The sequence below is a fragment of the Azohydromonas aeria genome, assembly GCF_009760915.1.
In the GTDB taxonomy this organism is placed as follows: Bacteria; Pseudomonadota; Gammaproteobacteria; order Burkholderiales; family Burkholderiaceae_C; genus Azohydromonas; species Azohydromonas aeria.
Genome location: NZ_VIDQ01000025.1, coordinates 17,303 through 32,968, shown reverse-complemented (window position 1 = coordinate 32,968; position 15,666 = coordinate 17,303). Strand labels below are relative to the sequence as shown.

Here is a 15,666-nt window from a genome sequence, read left to right as displayed (position 1 = left end):
GGGATGCGCAGCAGGGGGCGCGCCGGTGCTTGTTGCGGCGCGGCGCCCTGCCGCTTCCTTTCCACATCAGGCCGTGAGCGCCACCTTCATCTGTTCCAGGCGGGCCTTGACGGAGCTGTCATAGACCTCGTCGCCGACCACCACGCGGATGCCGCCGATGAGCGAGGGATCGATCTGCACCGTGGCGTTGAGCTTGCGACCGAAGCGCTTTTCGAGCGCGGCCAGCACCTCGGCGCCCTGCGCCTCGTCGATCGGGAAGGCGCTGTAGACCAGCGCGTCGGAGACGCCGCTGCCGGCGTTGACCAGCGCGCGGTACTGCGACGCCACCTCGGGCAGCGCCACCAGGCGACCGTTTTCGAGCATGGTGCGCAGCAGGTTCTGCAGCGCGGGCCACAGCGGCGCGGGCAGCGCGCCGGTGACCACGCTCATCACCTGCTCGGTGCTGGTGCGCGGGTCGGCGGCGAACTGGCGCACCTCGGGGTCGGCGGTCAGCGCCGCGAGCAGGTCGAGCTGCTCGAGGGCACCGGCGCGTTCCTGGACCATGATGGTCTTGAACAGCGCCTCCGCGTAGGGGCGGGCGATGGTTGCAAGCTCAGCCATAGTGTCAGAGCTCGCTCTTCAGGCGCGACAGCAGCTCGCCGTGCACCGCGGGGTTGACTTCACGGCGCAGGATCGCCTCGGCACCCTTGACGGCCAGCGCGGCGACCTCGTCGCGCAGCGCCTCGCGGGCACGCACGCTGGCCTGCTCGGCCTCGGCCCGGGCCGCGGCGACGATCTTGGCGCCCTCTTCGCTGGCGCGACCCTTGGCCTCTTCGATCATCGACTGCGCCAGGCGCTCGGCATCGGCCAGGCGGCGGGCGGCGTCGTCACGCGCTTCGGCCAGCTGGGCCTCCACGCGCTTGTTGGCCGTGGCCAGCTCGGCCTTGGCCTTGTCGGCCGCGGCCAGGCCTTCGGTGACCTTCCGGGCGCGCTCGTCGAGCGCCTTGGTGATCGGCGGCCACACGAACTTCATCGTGAACCACCACAAGATCACGAAGACGACGATCTGCGCCAACAACGTTGCGTTCAGATTCACGGCTCGGACCTCTCTCGTTGAAAACTAGCGTTCGGGAACGACGAGAAAAGCCGGATCAGCGCAGCACGAACGGGTTGGCGAACGCGAACAGCATCGCGATACCGACGCCGATCAGGAACGCGGCGTCGATCAGGCCGGCCAGCAGGAACATCTTGGTTTGCAGCTCGTTCATCAGCTCCGGCTGGCGGGCCGAGGCTTCGAGGTACTTGCCGCCCATCAGGCCGATGCCGATACAGGCACCGATGGCGCCCAGACCGATGATGACGCCGCAAGCCAGAGCGACCAGACCGAGGATGTTTTCCATGACTACTCCTAGAGAGTTGGTTGAGTTGGGAAAGGAACGGGAGGGAAAGCCGCCGGTCAGTGCGCGTCGTGCGCCTGGCCCACGTACACCAGCGTCAGCATCATGAAAATGAAGGCCTGCAGCGTGATGATCAGGATGTGGAAGATGGCCCACACGGAGCCGGCCACGATGTGGCCGATCCACAGGAACACACCTCCCAGGGAGCCGAAGCCCACCGCGCCCATCAGCGCGATCAGCATGAACACCAGTTCGCCGGCAAACATGTTGCCGAACAGCCGCATGCCGTGAGAGACCGTCTTGGCGACGAACTCGATCATCTGCATGAGGAAGTTGATCGGGGCCAGCACGATGGCCATGACGCCATGGCCGTGGAACGGGGCGGAGAACAGCTCCTTCACCCAGCCGCCCAGGCCCTTGATCTTGATGTTGTAGTACAGGCACGACAGCAGCACCGTCACCGACAGCGCCAGCGTGGTCGAGAGGTCGGCCGTGGCCACCACGCGCATGTAGGCATGGTGCGGGTCACCGCCGGCAGCGCCGTAGATGGCTTCCCAGATGCGCGGGATCAGGTCCACGGGGATCAGGTCCATCGCGTTCATCAGGAAGATCCAGACGAAGGCGGTCAGCGCCAGCGGGGCCACGGCCTTGCGCGAGGTCTCGTTGGGGATGATGCCGCGCGCCTGCGTGTCCACCATCTCGACCAGCAGCTCCACCGCGGCCTGCATGCGGCCCGGCGCGCCCGAGGTCGCGCGCTTGGCCACGCGCCACAGCAAGAAGCAGCCGATCACGCCCAGCACGATCGACCAGAACAGCGAATCCAGCTTGAGCACCGGATTCGACAGCGAGAAGTCGGCAATGCCGGTCTGGGTGCGAGTCGTGAAATGCTCCAGGTGGTGCTGGATGTATTCGCTCGCGGTAGGTCCGTGTCCTTCGGCAGCCATGTCAGCTTCTCTTTTTCCTTGCTCGCGCCCGGCCCTGCCACAGCAGCGCCAGCCAGTTGACTTTCATGCACAGCACCATCGCCACCAGCAACGCCGGCCAGCTCAGGTCAGGCACGACCACCGCCGCGGCCACCAGCATGGCGGCAGCGACACCGATCTTGATGAACTCCCAGAACATGAAGCCGAACACCATGGTGCCGGGATGCATGTCCTTGGTCCTGGCGAGACCGCGGACCATCAGGGCCCCCGGCACCACCACGGCCGCCGCGCCATACAGCGCCGACCAGCCGACCGCCCACCGGCCCGTGATCACCGTCGCCAGGACGGCCACCACCAGACCCACCGCGGCTTGAACCGCGACCACCCGCCACGGCGACAGCAGCGGGTATTGCTCGCGCAAGGCCAGGACTTGCTCGCGCGTCAGCGGCGCGCGCTCGTCCAGTTCCTTGTCGTGTTCGTCCTCCGCCCAGCTGTCGCGGAACTCGGGACGCCGGGACCGCTCTTGCATATGGGCTTCAGACTGTCTCTATGCGCAAAACCACCGGATTATAGGTGGAAAACCCTTAGCCTCCACTTACAACTCATGCCCCGCCGTCACGCTCCGGCATGGCTTGCAAAGGCTCGCCAATTGAGCCAGCGCAAACTTGCGCGGCTCTTGCACGGCCGTTGCACCACTCCTGCACGACTTTTGCCCGCTGCCGCACCAAGGCAGCGACCCCGCCGCCCCGCAGCCCTCACGCCGCCCTTCACAATCACGCCCACACCCGCTCACCACCTGCCCGTGCCTGCCAAGAACCTGCGCCGCATCGCGGCTTTTTCACTGCTGCTGGCGCCGCTGCTGAACGCGACCGCGCAGACCGAGGTGCGCACCGAACAGTTGCGCGCGGAACTGTTGGCGCATGCGCCCGAAGGCGTGGCCGCGGGCAAGCCGCTGTGGCTGGGCCTGCTGCTGGAGCACGCGCCGCACTGGCACACCTACTGGAAGAATCCCGGCGACTCCGGGCTGGCGACGCGGCTGCAGTGGAGCTTGCCCGCGGGCGTGGACGCCGGCGAGATCGAGTGGCCCGTGCCGCAGCGCCTGCCGGTGGGCCCGCTCGTGAACTACGGCTACGAGGGCCGCGTGCTGCTGCCGGTCAGGGTGCAGGTGCCCGCCGGCTTCGACTCGACCTCGTTGAGCGTGCAACTGCAGGCCGACTGGCTCGCGTGCAAGGAGGTCTGCCTGCCGCAGACCGGCCGCTTCACCTTGCAGCTGCCCACGCGGGCCGCCACCGCCGCGCATGGCGCGCTGTTCGAGGAGGCGCAGCGGCGGCTGCCGCAGGCGCTGCCCGGCGTGGCGGCCTCGGCGCGCATCGACGGCTTCGACCTGGTGCTCGACGTGCAGGGCCTGCCCGCGCCGCTGCAGGGCCAACGCCTGACCTTCTTCCCGGAGCAGAACGGCATCCTCGACAACGCCGCGCCCGTGCAGGCGCGCTGGGAAGGCGCCGCGTGGCGCGTGTCGGCGCCGCTGTCGCCGGAGCGCGAGGCAACGCCGGCGCGGCTCGACGCGGTGCTGGCCGATGCGCAGGGCGGCGGCGTGCAGATCGGCTTCGACGTCACCGGCCCCTGGCCGGCACCCGGCGCCACGCCGCGGCGCGTGCCGCTGGAGTCCGAGGCGCCGGCCGCGGCCGCCCCCTCCAGCGGCACGGGCTCGCCCGCCTTCGGCCTGGCGCTGCTGCTGGCCCTGGGCGGCGGGATGCTGCTCAACCTCATGCCCTGCGTGTTCCCGGTGCTCTCGCTCAAGCTGCTGGGCTTCGTGGCGCACCACCACCGGCGCGAGCGCGTGGCCGCGGCGCTGGCCTACACCGCGGGCGTGCTGCTGTCCTTCGTCGCCCTGGCGGCGCTGATGCTGGCGCTGCGCGCCGGCGGCCAGCAGCTGGGCTGGGGCTTCCAGTTGCAGTCGCCGGCCTTCGTGGCGGCGCTGGCGCTGCTGTTCACGGTGATCGGGCTCAACCTGGCCGGCCAGTTCGAGCTGCGCGGCGTGCTGCCTTCCAGCCTGGCCGGGCTGCAGCTGCGCCACCCGCTGCTCGACCACGGCCTCACCGGCGTGCTGGCCGTGGTGGTGGCCTCGCCCTGCACCGCGCCGTTCATGGGCGCGTCGCTGGGCGCGGCGGCCACGCTGCCCGCGGCGCAGGCCCTGGCCGTGTTCGCGGCGCTGGGCCTGGGCATGGCCCTGCCCTACCTGGGCGTGGCCGCCTGGCCGGGCCTGGCGCGCGCGCTGCCGCGCCCGGGACCCTGGATGGCGCAGCTGCGCACGCTGCTGGCCTTCCCGATCTTCGCCACCGTGGTGTGGCTGCTGTGGGTGCTGGGCCAGCAGACCGGCCTGGACGGCGCCGTGGCGCTGCTGGGCCTGCTCGTGGCCCTGGCCTTCGCGCTCTGGGCGCTGGCCAGCCCGGCTTTCGCGCGTGCGCGGCGCGGCGCGCGCCTGGGCATCTCGGCGCTGGCCGTGGCGGTGCTGGCGCTGACGCTGCGCTGGGCCCTGCCCGCCTGGCAGGAGGCGCCGGCGACCGCGGCCGGCCCGGTGGCGGCGGCCACGGGCGACTGGGAGGCGTGGAGTTCCGAGCGGGTGAGCGCACTGCAGGCGCAGGGCCGGCCGGTGTTCGTGGACTTCACCGCCGCGTGGTGCGTGACCTGCCAGATCAACAAGCGCGGCACGCTCGCCGACGCGACGCTGCGCGCCGACTTCGAGCTGCGCGGCGTGGCGCTGCTGCGCGCGGACTGGACGCGGCGCGACGCCGCCATCGGCGCCGAGCTGGCGCGCCTGGGCCGCTCCGGCGTGCCGGTGTACGCGCTGTATCCGCCCGGCGGCGGCGCGCCGCGGCTGCTGACCGAGCTGCTGTCGGTGTCGGAGGTGCGCGCGGCGCTGGCCGCGCTGCCACCCAAGCCCGACAGCGCCACCCCGGGCCCGGCGGCGGCGCCGGCGCCTACAGCCGCGCGAAGTTGACCGGCAGCCCCGGCACGGCCACGCGCATCTGCAGCACGCAGCCAGCCCAGGGCTCGCGCGCGAGCTCGTCGGCGGGGCGGCCGTCGCGCGCGGTGGTCACGAACAGCGTGCGCAGGTCCGGCCCGCCGAAGCAGGGCATGGTCGGGCAGTGCACCGGCAGCGCCACCTCCTGCAGCAGCTCGCCCGACGGCGACAGGCGCAGCAGCCGGCAGCCCTCGTACATCGCCACCCAGTAGGCGCCCTCGGTGTCCACGGCCGCGCCGTCGGGCCGGCCGCCGTAGGGCCGCCCGTCCTCGCGCGGCGCGAAGCGCGCGAACACGCGCTGGCGCGACAGCGTGCCCTGGTCGGGGTCGAAGTCGAGGGCGCGGACCTCGTGCGCGCGCGTGTCGCTCCAATACAGCGTGCGCGAGTCCGGGCTCCAGGCCAGGCCGTTGCCGGTGGTGATGCCGCCGGCCATGCGCTGGATCTCGTCGCCGTCCCAGCGCCAGAGCGCCGCGCGCGGCTGGCGCTGGTCGTCGAGCGTGCTCACCCACAGCCGGCCCTGCGGGTCGGCCTTGCCGTCGTTGAAGCGCTGCTGCGCCGGGTCGTAGGGCGGCCGGCACAGGCGCTGGCGCTGCCGGCTGTGCGGGTCGAAGCACCACAGGCCGTCGCGCATGGCCAGCAGCACGCGGCCGCCCTGCATGGGCGCGGCGCAGCCGGGCTCGGCGTCGAAGCCCCAGTGGTCGTGGCGGCCCTGGCGCGGCTCCCAGCGGTTCAGGCGCCGGCCCGGGATGTCCACCCACCACAGCGCGCCCTCGGCCGGATGCCAGAACGGCGACTCGCCCAGCAGCGAAGGCGCCACGGGCAGCGGGCTGATCTCGAACAGGCGCTCAGCGGTCATGGCAACAGCTCCGGGTCGGTTTCGGAATCATGCGTCCCCTGGGGGCGCCGTGATCTCCAGCGTCATGACGCCCTCGATGGCCTGCCCCGGCTCCACGGCGCGCAGCCCGTGCGCCAGCGGGTCGTCCTGCTGGATGGCGTTGTTGAGGTGGCTCACCGGCTCGACGCAGAAATGGTCGCGCACGGCCTTGGCGAAGACGACGAGGTAGGGCTGGTCGGAAGTGAGGCGCACGCCGAAGCCGTTGGCGGTGCGGACGTGGGCCACGCCGTCCCAGCCTTCGAAGACGTTGTCCAGGTCCATTTGCAGCACGTCGCCTTCGAGCGGCGCGTGCGCCACGCGCCGCACCGGCAGCAGCGTCTCGTCGGGCTCCCAGCGTTCGGACACCCTGGCCTGCAGCGTGCAGCCGGCCTGCTTGGTGAAGTACGGGTGCCAGCCAAAGCCCAGCGGCTGCTCGCGCGCATCGGTGTTGCGCACCGACAGGCGCATGCGCAGCGACTGCGCGTCGAGCTCGACGAGCTGGCGCGCCTCGAAGTCGAAGGGCCAGAAGGCGTCGGCCCGGTGCGCCAGGCGCAGCTCGGCGCGCGTGGCGTCGGCGGCGGCCACCTCCCACGGCCGCTGCCAGCCCAGGCCGTGCAGCGAGTTCGGTTCGTCCACGTTGGCGGCGAGCTCGAAGTCCCGGCCCTGCCAGCGGAAGCGGCGCCGGCCGATGCGGTTGGAGTACGGCACCAGCGGGAAGCAGGCGGAAGGGCGCGAGCCGGTGAGCGCATCCGGCTCGAAGCTGTGCAGCACCGGCCGGCCCGCGTGCCACAGGCCGGCCACGCAGCCGCCCAGGTCCGGGCGCAGGGCCAGGCGCAGCGCGCCGGCCTGAAGTTCGATCGCGGAGTTCATCGGGCGTACGGCAAAAGAAGTCGTTCCTGAAGCAAAAAAGGCGGCGCCGCGGCGCCGCCCGGGAGATCGCCGAGCCGGCCCTCAGGCCGCGGCCGGCTCGGTGCGGGTGCCCGAACTCAGCGAGTGCACGTGCAGCTCGCCGTCGGGGGTACGCAGCGATTGCACCACCGCCTGCGCGCCGCGCATGAGCAGGCCCAGGTCGGAGGCCACGGCGATGAAGCTGAAGCCCATGGCGCGGAACTGCGTCACCACGTCCGGCGTGGCACCCGCCGTGCCCACCGGCTTGCCCAGGCGGCGGCAGCGCTGGGCCGCGTCGCCCATGAGCCGCATGACTTCCGGGTGCATCGGCTGGCCGGCATGGCCCATCTGCGCGGAGAGGTCGGCCGGGCCGATGAAGATGGCGTCCACGCCCTCGACCTGCGCCACCAGCTCCAGCTGCGCCAGCGCCTGCGGCGTTTCCAGCTCCACGATCACGCCCGGCACCGGCGGCACGCCGCCGGCCGCGCCGTAGCGCGTGGCGCGGCTGATGGAGGCCATGCTGCGCACGCCGTGCGGCGCGTGGCGCGTGGCGGCCACGGCGCGCTTCGCGTCCTCGACCGAGCCCACCAGCGGGAACATCAGCGTGGAGGCGCCGGCGTCCAGCACGCGCGCCACCGCCACGGGCTCGTTGGCCGGCACGCGCACCACCGGCGTCATCTTGGTGTTGCCGATGGCCTGCAGCAGGTGCACCAGGTCCATGTGGTCCAGCGGCGCGTGCTCCATGTCCACCAGCCCCCAGTCGAAGCCGGCGTGGCCCACCGCCTCGGCCACGATCGGGCTGGCGGAGGTGATCCAGGTGCCGATCGGCGGATGGCTGCCGGCGGCCTTGAGCAGGTGGCGGAACGTGTTCATCGACGACTCCTTGTGGCCCGCGTGGCGGGCGGCTTGGGTGAACGAGGCCGGTCCAGTGTGGGGCAGCTTGGGCGCCGGGTGATCGGGGGGCGCCCGCATGCGGCGGCGGTTTGCGTCGGGGTTTCAGTCCAGCGCGGCGCACAGGTAGTGCGCGCCGGGAACGGGGTTGTAGTAGTAGGGCGGCACGTCCTGGAAGCCCAGGCTGGCGTAGAGGCCGCGCGCGGCCTCCATCTCGTCGAGCGTGTCGAGCAGGATGCTGGAGTAGCCGGCCTCGGTGGCGCGGTCCATCAGCGCCTGCGCCAGCAACCGCCCCAGCCCGAAGCGGCGGAACGCGCGGCGCACGTACAGCCGCTTCATCTCGCAGGCGTTGACGGTATCGGCCTCGGGACAGGGCCGCAGCGCGCCGCAGCCCGCCAGCGCGCCGTCCACGAAGGCCAGCAGCAGCGCGCCCTGCGGCGCGGCGTACTCGCCCGGCAGCGTGGCGAGCTCCTGTTCGAAGTTCTGGAACGCGAGGTCGATGCCCAGGCCCTGGGCGTACTCGCGGAAGATCTCGCGCGCGGCCTGCAGCAGGGCCGGGGAATCCGGCGTCAGCAGCTCGACCTGCGGCGGCGCCATGACGCGGGCATTCATCGGTCGCCTGCGGCCGGCGCCGGGGAACAGCAACTCATCGGGTTCGTGCGGCATCCATCCAAGGGGGAGCAAAGATACCGCGCCCGGCGCCGCGCTTCCAGCCATGCCGCAGTGCCACGCCATGGGTTGCGGTGCATTCCCGGGTCCAGGAAGTCCGGGTAAACACCGTGAGCGGGCACGCACTGCCGTAACATCCTGCGTCAATTCCCGAGATTTCCGGAGCAAGGCGGGTGAGCTTCGAATCGACCCTTCCTCTGGGCGCGCCGGAGCTGATGCGGGTGAGCGCCTTCAAGCGCTACCTGGAGGAGCTGCCGCCGCCCGACGACTGCGACCTGCAGCAGCTGCCGCCTTCGCTGCTGCAGGACCTGCGCCGCTTTGCCGAGCATGGCCGCCACGCCGAGCTGCTGGAGGTGCTGGCCGCGTCGATGCGGCACCTGCGCAACGTCGCCGTGCACCTGCGGGACGGCGAGCGCGTGCTGCCGCTGACCCTCTTCCCGCGCCAGCGCCTGGCGCACTGCCCGCTGCCGCTGCACGACCTGCTCGGCCTGCAGCTGCAGGCGCTGCAGGTGCTGCACGTCGAGCCCGCGGTGCTGCGCCCGCCGGGCGACCCGCAGCGCGGGCTGGTCAAGGCGCTGCACCTGTACCACCCGCTGCCGCTGCTGAGCTGGGAGTTCGCCATGCGCGGCGCGCGCGAGCAGCTGCTGCCCGAGATCGCCGGCTACGCCGCCTACCGCGCCTCGGCCGTGCTCGACCTGCGCCAGCTGCCCATGGCGCCGCAGCTGCGCAATTGCGTGCGCCGGCTGCAGCGCGAGACCACCAACCTGCGCGAGCTGGCCGAGTGGCCAGGGCTCAACCGCCACACGGCGGCGCGGCTGCTCAACGCGCTGTACCTGCAGGCCGGGCTGATCGTCAGCCGCTCGCACCCGGCTGCCGACACCGACGGCTGGTTTTAAAGCACCCGGACGGCATCCCGATCGGCACCGAGTTTTTCACGGGCATGTGTCAAACATGCCCGCACAAATCACCATCACCTTTCAAACATCACTGAATTTTATTCAGTGCAGCCTCAGCGCGATCCCAGCGTCTCCCAGCGCTCCAGCGCCTCCATCAGCTCCTCCTCGATCTGCGCCACGCGCTCGTGCATCTGCGTCGCGCGCTGCGGCTCGCGCACGTAGAGGTTGGGGTCGGCGAGCTGCTCGGTGAGCGACTTCTGCTCGGCTTCCAGCGCGTCGATGCGCCCGGGCAGCGCGTCGAGCTCGCGCTGTTCCTTGTAGCCGAGCTTGCGCGGCGCCCTGGCCACGGACGGCGCCGCGGCGGCGGGGGCCGGCGCGGGCGCGGGTACCGCGGGCCTGGGCGCCGCGGCTTCCATCGCCGCCAGCGAGCGCGCCTTCTGGAGCTTCCAGTCCTCGTAGCCGCCTTCGTACTCGCGCCAGCGGCCCGGCGACACGTCGCCTTCCCAGGCGATGGTGCTGGTCACGACGTTGTCGAGGAAGCGCCGGTCGTGGCTGACCAGGAACACCGTGCCGGGATAGGACTGCAGCAGTTCCTCCAGCAGCTCCAGCGTGTCGATGTCGAGGTCGTTGGTGGGCTCGTCGAGCACCAGCACGTTGGCCGGCAGCGCGAAGAGCCGCGCCAGCAGCAGCCGGTTGCGCTCGCCGCCGGAGAGCGTGCGCACGGGCGAGTTGGCGCGCGCCGGCGCGAACAGGAAGTCGCCCAGGTAGCTCATGACGTGCTTGCGCTGCCCGCCGATCTCCACCCACTCGCTGCCCGGGCTGATGGTGTCGGCCAGGGTCGCGTCGAGGTTGAGGCCGCCGCGCATCTGGTCGAAGTAGGCGACCTGCAGGTTGCTGCCGCGGCGAACGACCCCCGACGCCGGCTCCAGCTCGCCCAGGATCAGCTTCAGCAGCGTGGTCTTGCCCACGCCGTTGGGGCCGATCAGGCCGACCTTGTCGCCGCGCAGGATGGTGGCGGAGAAATCCTTGATCAGCTCGCGCTCGCCGAAGCCCATGCCCACGTGCCGGAGCTCCGCGACGATTTTGCCGGTGGGCACGCCGGCGTCGAGCTCCAGCCGCACCTGGCCCAGCGACTCGCGCCGCTGCGCGCGCTGCGCGCGCAGGTCGTGCAGCCGGTTGACGCGGCTGACGCTGCGCGTGCGCCGCGCCTCCACGCCCTTGCGGATCCAGACCTCCTCCTGCGCCAGCAACTTGTCCGCGCGGGCGTTGGCCAGCGCCTCGGCTTCGAGCTCGCGCGCCTTGGCCGCCTCGAAGGCGGTGAAGTTGCCGGGATAGCCGCGCAGCTGGCCGCGATCCAGCTCGACGATGCGCGTGGCCACGGCGTCGATGAAGGCGCGGTCGTGCGAGATCAGCACCAGCGCGCCCTTCCAGGCGTTGAGCAGCTCCTGCAGCCACTCGATGGCGTCGAGGTCGAGGTGGTTCGTGGGCTCGTCGAGCAGCAGCACGTCGGGCGCGGCGGCCAGCGCCTGCGCCAGCGCCACGCGTTTCTTCATGCCGCCGGACAGGGCAGCGACCTGTGCCGACGCGTCCAGGCTCAGGTGCTGCAGCGTCTGCTCCACGCGCTGCTCCCAGGTCCAGCCGCCGAGCTGCTCGATGCGGGTCTGCAGTGCGTCGAGGTCCTCGCCGGGCTCGTGGCGCTCGAAGCGCTCACGCAGGGCCTTGGCCTCGGCCACGCCCTCGCTGACGGCCTCGAACACGGTGGCGCCGGGCGCGAAGACGGGTTCCTGCGCGACGTAGAAGCGCCGCAAGCCCTGCTGCAACTGCAGCAGCCCGTCGTCGGGCTTGTCCAGCCCGGCCAGGATTTTCAGGAGCGAGGATTTGCCGGCGCCGTTGCGGCCGATGAGCGCCACGCGCTCGCCGGGTTCCAGCGCGAAGGACGCGCCGTCGAGCAGCGGCACGTGGCCGAAGGCGAGGTGGGCGTTGGTGAGGGTGAGCAGGGCCATGGGGGCGATTGTCCCCCGCGCCGCTTGCCCCCTATCCCGTCAAACGGTCAGGCGGCCAGCGCCGCCTCCAGCGCATCCACGAACAGCCCGGCCACGTTGCAGCCGGTCTGGTTCGTGATCTCCTGGAAGCCCGTCGGGCTGGTGACGTTGATCTCGGTGAGGCAGTCGCCGATCACGTCCAGCCCCACCAGCAGCAGCCCGCGCGCGGCCAGCACCGGCGCCAGCGTCTCGGCGATCTCGCGGTCGCGCGCGGAGAGCTCCTGCGCCACGCCCTTGCCGCCGGCGGCCAGGTTGCCGCGGATCTCGCTGCCCTGCGGGATGCGCGCCAGGCAGTACGGCACGGGCTTGCCGCCGATGAGCAGCACGCGCTTGTCGCCCTTGACGATCTCGGGCAGGTAGCGCTGGACCATCAGCGTGCGCGTGCCGTGGGCATTGAGCGTCTCGATGATCGAGCCCAGGTTGAGCCCGTCCGGGCCGACGCGGAAGATCCCCATCCCGCCCATGCCGTCCAGCGGCTTGAGGATCACGTCGCGGTGCTCGTCATGGAACGCCCGCACCGCCTGCGCGTCGCGCGTCACCAGCGTCGCTCCGATGAGGTCGGGGAACTCCAGGATGGAGAGCTTCTCCGGGTGCTCGCGCAGCGCCGCGGGCCTGTTGAACACGCGCGCGCCCTCGCGCTCGGCCTGCTGCAGCAGGTGCGTGGCGTAGAAGAACTCGCTGTCGAAGGGCGGGTCCTTGCGCATCAGCACGGCATGGGCGTCGGCCAGCGCCATCTCGCGCTCGGCCACGACCTCGAACCAGTCCTTGCCGCTGGAGCCGGTGAGCGTGATGGCGCGGGCGCTGCGCGCCACCACGCGCGAGCCGCGGCGCCAGACCAGGTCGGCCTGCTCGCAGGCCCAGACCTTGTGGCCGCGCCCCAGGGCCTCGCGCATCATCGCGAAGGTGGTGTCCTTGTAGGTCTTGAAGGTGACCAGCGGGTCGGCGACGAACAGCAAATCCATGGCGCGGGCGAAACTTCAGCGGGTGGGGCGCCAGTGTTGCACGCCCAGTGCCAGCACACCGGCGACGAGGCCCCAGAAGGCCGAGGCGATGCCGAACAGGCTCAGGCCGCTGGCCGTGACCAGGAAGGTCAGCAGCGCCGCCTCGCGCGTCTTCTCCTCCTGCAAGCCCATCGCCAGCGCGCCGCCGATGGTCGACAGCAGCGCCAGCCCGGCCACCGCCAGCACCAGCGCCTTCGGGAACGCGCCGATCAGCCCCACCACCGCGCCGCCGGCCAGGCTCAGCGCGATGTAGAAGCCCCCCGCCATGACGGCGGCCATGTAGCGCCGCGCCGGGTCGGCATGCGCCTCGCGGCCCATGCAGATCGCCGCCGTGATCGCCGCCAGGTTCAGGGCGTAGCCGCCGAAGGGCGCCAGCAGCAGCGAGGCCAGCCCCGTGACCGTCACCGGCGGCGACACCGGGGTGTCGTAGCCCGCGGCGCGCTGCGCGGCCACGCCGGGCAGGTTCTGCGAGGCCATCGTCACCACGAACAGCGGCAGCGCCAGGCCGATCAGGGCCTGCCACGAAAAGGCCGGCGTGGTCCATACCGGCTGCGCCAGGCGCCACTGCACCGCGCCCAGGTGCAGCGCGCCCTGCCCCGCCGCCACCGCCATGCCCGCCAGCAGCACGCCCGGCACCGCGTAGCGCGGCCACAGCCGCCGCCCAAGCAGGTAGGCCGCCAGCATGGTGCCCACCAGCGCCGGGCTGGCCTTGAGCGAGAGGACCGCGTCGAAGCCGAAGCGCGCCAGCACGCCGGCCAGCAGCGCCGCGGCCAGCGCGCGCGGGATGCGGCCCATCACCCGCGCGAAGGCGCCGGTGGCGCCGGCCAGCGTGATCAGCACCGCGCAGACCAAGAAGGCGCCGATGCCCTCGGCCATGGTGAGGCCGCTGGTGCCCGCGATCAGCGCCGCGCCGGGCGTGCTCCAGGCCGTGAGCACGGGCTGGCGGTACCACAGGCTCAGCCCCGCGCTGGTCAGTCCCATGCCCAGGCCCAGCGCCCACATCCACGAGGCCGTCTGCGCCGGCGTGGCGCCCAGCGCCTCGGCGGCGTGGAAGACGATGACGACCGAGCTGGTGAAGCCCACCAGCACGGCCACGAAGCCCGCCACGACGGCGGACAGCGACAGGTCCTTCAAAACCACGGGGCCGCGCGCTTCAGATCTCGACCTTGGAGCCCAGCTCCACGATGCGGTTGGCCGGCAGGTTGAGGAAGTCGGCGGCCGCCGAGGCGTTGCGGTGCATGCTGGCGAAGAGCTTTTCCCGCCACATCGCCATGCCGTGCTCGCTGATGGTCGGGATCACGATGTCGCGGCTCAGGAAGTAGCTGGTGTCCATGTCGTCCAGCGGCACGCCGCGGCCCTTGAGTGCCTGCAGCGCCTCGGGCACGTCGGGGTCGTTCTTGAAGCCGAAGTGCAGCACCACCTGCCAGCAGTCGTGGCCCAGCGGCCGCACGCCCACGCGCTTGTCGAAGCCGATCCAGGGCACGTCGTGGTGCTGCACCGTGACGAACAGGTTGTACTCGTGCAGCACCTTGTTGTGCTTGAGGTTGTGCATCAGCGCGTTGGGCGTGAGGCCCTGCTCGGCCGAGAGGAACACGGCCGTGCCGGCGACGCGCTTGGGCGGGCTCATGAACACCGCCTCCAGGAAGCCCTCGAGGTCGATGGCGTCGTCGCGCAGCCGCTCGGCCACCAGCGTGCGCCCGCGCCGCCAGGTGGTCATGAGCGTGAACATGCCGATGCCGATGGCCAGCGGGAACCAGCCTCCGCCCAGCAGCTTGAGCATGTTGGAGGCGAAGAACATCACGTCGATGACGAAGAAGAAGCCCGTGGCCCCCAGGCACAGCCACAGCGGGTAGCGCCAGCCGTAGCGAATGACGAAGAAGGTCATGACGGTGGTGATGGTCATGTCCAGCGTCACGGCGATGCCGTAGGCCGCGGCCAGCCGCGAGGACGAGCCGAACAGGGCCACCGCCAGCACGATGAACACGTACAGCCCCCAATTCACGAAGGGCACGTAGATCTGGCCGGTGTCCCTTACCGACGTGTGCTTGATGTGCATGCGCGGCAGCAGGCCCATCTGGATCGCCTGCTTGGTCACGGAGAAGGCCGCCGTGATCAGCGCCTGCGAGGCGATGACGGTGGCGGCGGTGGCCAGGAACACCAGCGGCAGCCGCGCCCATTGCGGCGCGAGCAGGTAGAACGGGTTCTCGATGGCCGCCGGGTCGGACAGCACCAGCGCGCCCTGGCCGAAGTAGTTGACCACCAGCGCCGGCATCACCACGGCGTACCAGGCGATGCGGATGGGCCGCTTGCCGAAGTGGCCCAGGTCGGCGTAGAGCGCCTCGCCGCCGGTGACGCATAGCACCACCGCGCCCAGCGCCAGGAAGGCCACCAGCTTGTGCTCCACCCAGAAGGCGATCGCGTAAGCCGGGTTGAGCGCCACCAGCACGCCCGGGTTCTCCAGCACGCGCGGCAGGCCCAGCGCCACCAGCGTGACGAACCACACCAGGGTGACGGGCCCGAAGAAGCGGCCGATGTCGGCCGTGCCGAAGCGCTGCACCGCGAACAGCGCCGTGAGCACCACCAGCGTGATCGGCACCACGAAGGGATGCAGCCGCTCGGAGGTCACCTCCAGGCCTTCCACCGCCGACAGCACCGAGATCGCCGGCGTGATCACGCCGTCGCCGTAGAAGATGGCCGTGCCGAACATGCCCACCGCCAGCAGCGCCTGGCGCAGCCGCGGGCGCTCGCGCACCGCGTGCGTGGCCAGCGCCAGCATGGCGATCAGACCGCCCTCGCCGTTGTTGTCCGCACGCAGGATCAGCAGCACGTACTTCAGCGAGACGATGACCGTCAGCGTCCAGAAGATCAGCGACAGCACGCCCAGCACGTTGTCGGGCGTGGCCTCGACGTGGCCGGCGTGGAAGATTTCCTTGAAGGCGTACAGCGGGCTGGTGCCGATGTCGCCGTAGACGACGCCCAGGGCGGCCAGCGTCAGGGCCGCCAGGGCGCTGGACGATTGCGAAGAGGAGGAGCTCACTGGGGCAGGACCGGCCAGCGGCCCCTTAGCCAAAACCCTGATTC

15 protein-coding genes are annotated in these 15,666 nt (G+C 71.4%); 2 read left to right on the top strand and 13 right to left on the bottom strand.

Annotated elements, in window-relative coordinates; genetic code table 11:
* Window positions 1–66: 66 nt before the first annotated feature.
* From FJ694_RS16135 to FJ694_RS16115, 5 genes are read right to left on the bottom strand one after another with little or no spacing between them, the layout of a single operon-like run.
* Window positions 67–600: a F0F1 ATP synthase subunit delta gene (locus tag FJ694_RS16135; RefSeq protein WP_157268264.1), complete on the bottom strand. Its 534-nt coding sequence runs from the start codon at window positions 598–600 to the stop codon at window positions 67–69.
* 4 nt (window positions 601–604) lie between these two features.
* The gene (locus FJ694_RS16130) at window positions 605–1,075 is read right to left on the bottom strand and encodes a F0F1 ATP synthase subunit B (protein ID WP_157268263.1); all 471 of its coding nucleotides are present in this window, start codon (window positions 1,073–1,075) and stop codon (window positions 605–607) included.
* 55 nt (window positions 1,076–1,130) lie between these two features.
* Window positions 1,131–1,379 carry a F0F1 ATP synthase subunit C gene (atpE, locus tag FJ694_RS16125; RefSeq protein WP_028997348.1) on the bottom strand — a complete coding sequence of 83 codons (249 nt, stop codon included), beginning with the start codon at window positions 1,377–1,379 and terminating at the stop codon, window positions 1,131–1,133.
* Between the two features lie 56 nt (window positions 1,380–1,435).
* Window positions 1,436–2,320 carry a F0F1 ATP synthase subunit A gene (atpB, locus tag FJ694_RS16120; protein WP_157268262.1) on the bottom strand — a complete coding sequence of 295 codons (885 nt, stop codon included), beginning with the start codon at window positions 2,318–2,320 and terminating at the stop codon, window positions 1,436–1,438.
* A gap of 1 nt (window position 2,321) precedes the next feature.
* A complete protein-coding gene (locus FJ694_RS16115) occupies window positions 2,322–2,828 on the bottom strand; it encodes an ATP synthase subunit I (protein WP_157268261.1) in 507 nt (168 codons plus the stop codon).
* A gap of 273 nt (window positions 2,829–3,101) precedes the next feature.
* Here FJ694_RS16115 and FJ694_RS16110 point away from each other — a divergent pair, with 273 nt between their 5' ends.
* The gene (locus tag FJ694_RS16110) at window positions 3,102–5,300 is read left to right on the top strand and encodes a protein-disulfide reductase DsbD family protein (RefSeq protein ID WP_232540071.1); all 2,199 of its coding nucleotides are present in this window, start codon (window positions 3,102–3,104) and stop codon (window positions 5,298–5,300) included.
* Here the strand turns inward: FJ694_RS16110 and FJ694_RS16105 are convergent.
* From FJ694_RS16105 to FJ694_RS16090, 4 genes are all read right to left on the bottom strand, one after another.
* The gene (locus FJ694_RS16105) at window positions 5,281–6,180 is read right to left on the bottom strand and encodes an SMP-30/gluconolactonase/LRE family protein (RefSeq protein ID WP_157268259.1); all 900 of its coding nucleotides are present in this window, start codon (window positions 6,178–6,180) and stop codon (window positions 5,281–5,283) included. The two genes, FJ694_RS16110 and FJ694_RS16105, sit on opposite strands and share 20 nt — an antisense overlap.
* Window positions 6,181–6,207: 27 nt before the next feature.
* Entirely contained in the window at window positions 6,208–7,068 is an 861-nt protein-coding gene (locus FJ694_RS16100; protein WP_157268258.1) for an aldose 1-epimerase, read from the bottom strand.
* Between the two features lie 81 nt (window positions 7,069–7,149).
* The gene (locus FJ694_RS16095) at window positions 7,150–7,959 is read right to left on the bottom strand and encodes an HpcH/HpaI aldolase family protein (protein ID WP_157268257.1); all 810 of its coding nucleotides are present in this window, start codon (window positions 7,957–7,959) and stop codon (window positions 7,150–7,152) included.
* A 123-nt stretch (window positions 7,960–8,082) separates the two neighbouring features.
* Window positions 8,083–8,574 (bottom strand): GNAT family N-acetyltransferase, encoded by a 492-nt coding sequence (locus tag FJ694_RS16090; RefSeq protein ID WP_157268305.1) that lies wholly within the window; start codon window positions 8,572–8,574, stop codon window positions 8,083–8,085.
* Window positions 8,575–8,819: 245 nt separating this feature from the next.
* On the opposite strand from FJ694_RS16090, the gene FJ694_RS16085 reads away from it, so the two are divergent.
* Window positions 8,820–9,542: a hypothetical protein gene (locus FJ694_RS16085; RefSeq protein WP_232540070.1), complete on the top strand. Its 723-nt coding sequence runs from the start codon at window positions 8,820–8,822 to the stop codon at window positions 9,540–9,542.
* A 113-nt stretch (window positions 9,543–9,655) separates the two neighbouring features.
* Here FJ694_RS16085 and FJ694_RS16080 read toward each other — a convergent pair whose 3' ends face one another.
* From FJ694_RS16080 to FJ694_RS16065, 4 genes are read right to left on the bottom strand one after another with little or no spacing between them, the layout of a single operon-like run.
* Window positions 9,656–11,545 carry an ATP-binding cassette domain-containing protein gene (locus FJ694_RS16080; RefSeq protein WP_157268256.1) on the bottom strand — a complete coding sequence of 630 codons (1,890 nt, stop codon included), beginning with the start codon at window positions 11,543–11,545 and terminating at the stop codon, window positions 9,656–9,658.
* A 47-nt stretch (window positions 11,546–11,592) separates the two neighbouring features.
* Window positions 11,593–12,546, bottom strand: coding sequence for a glutathione synthase (gshB, locus tag FJ694_RS16075; protein ID WP_157268255.1), 954 nt, complete (start codon window positions 12,544–12,546; stop codon window positions 11,593–11,595).
* Window positions 12,547–12,561: 15 nt separating this feature from the next.
* Window positions 12,562–13,725, bottom strand: coding sequence for a benzoate/H(+) symporter BenE family transporter (locus FJ694_RS16070; protein ID WP_157268254.1), 1,164 nt, complete (start codon window positions 13,723–13,725; stop codon window positions 12,562–12,564).
* 13 nt (window positions 13,726–13,738) lie between these two features.
* Window positions 13,739–15,622: a potassium transporter Kup gene (locus FJ694_RS16065; RefSeq protein ID WP_157268253.1), complete on the bottom strand. Its 1,884-nt coding sequence runs from the start codon at window positions 15,620–15,622 to the stop codon at window positions 13,739–13,741.
* Between the last annotated feature and the right edge of the window lie 44 nt (window positions 15,623–15,666).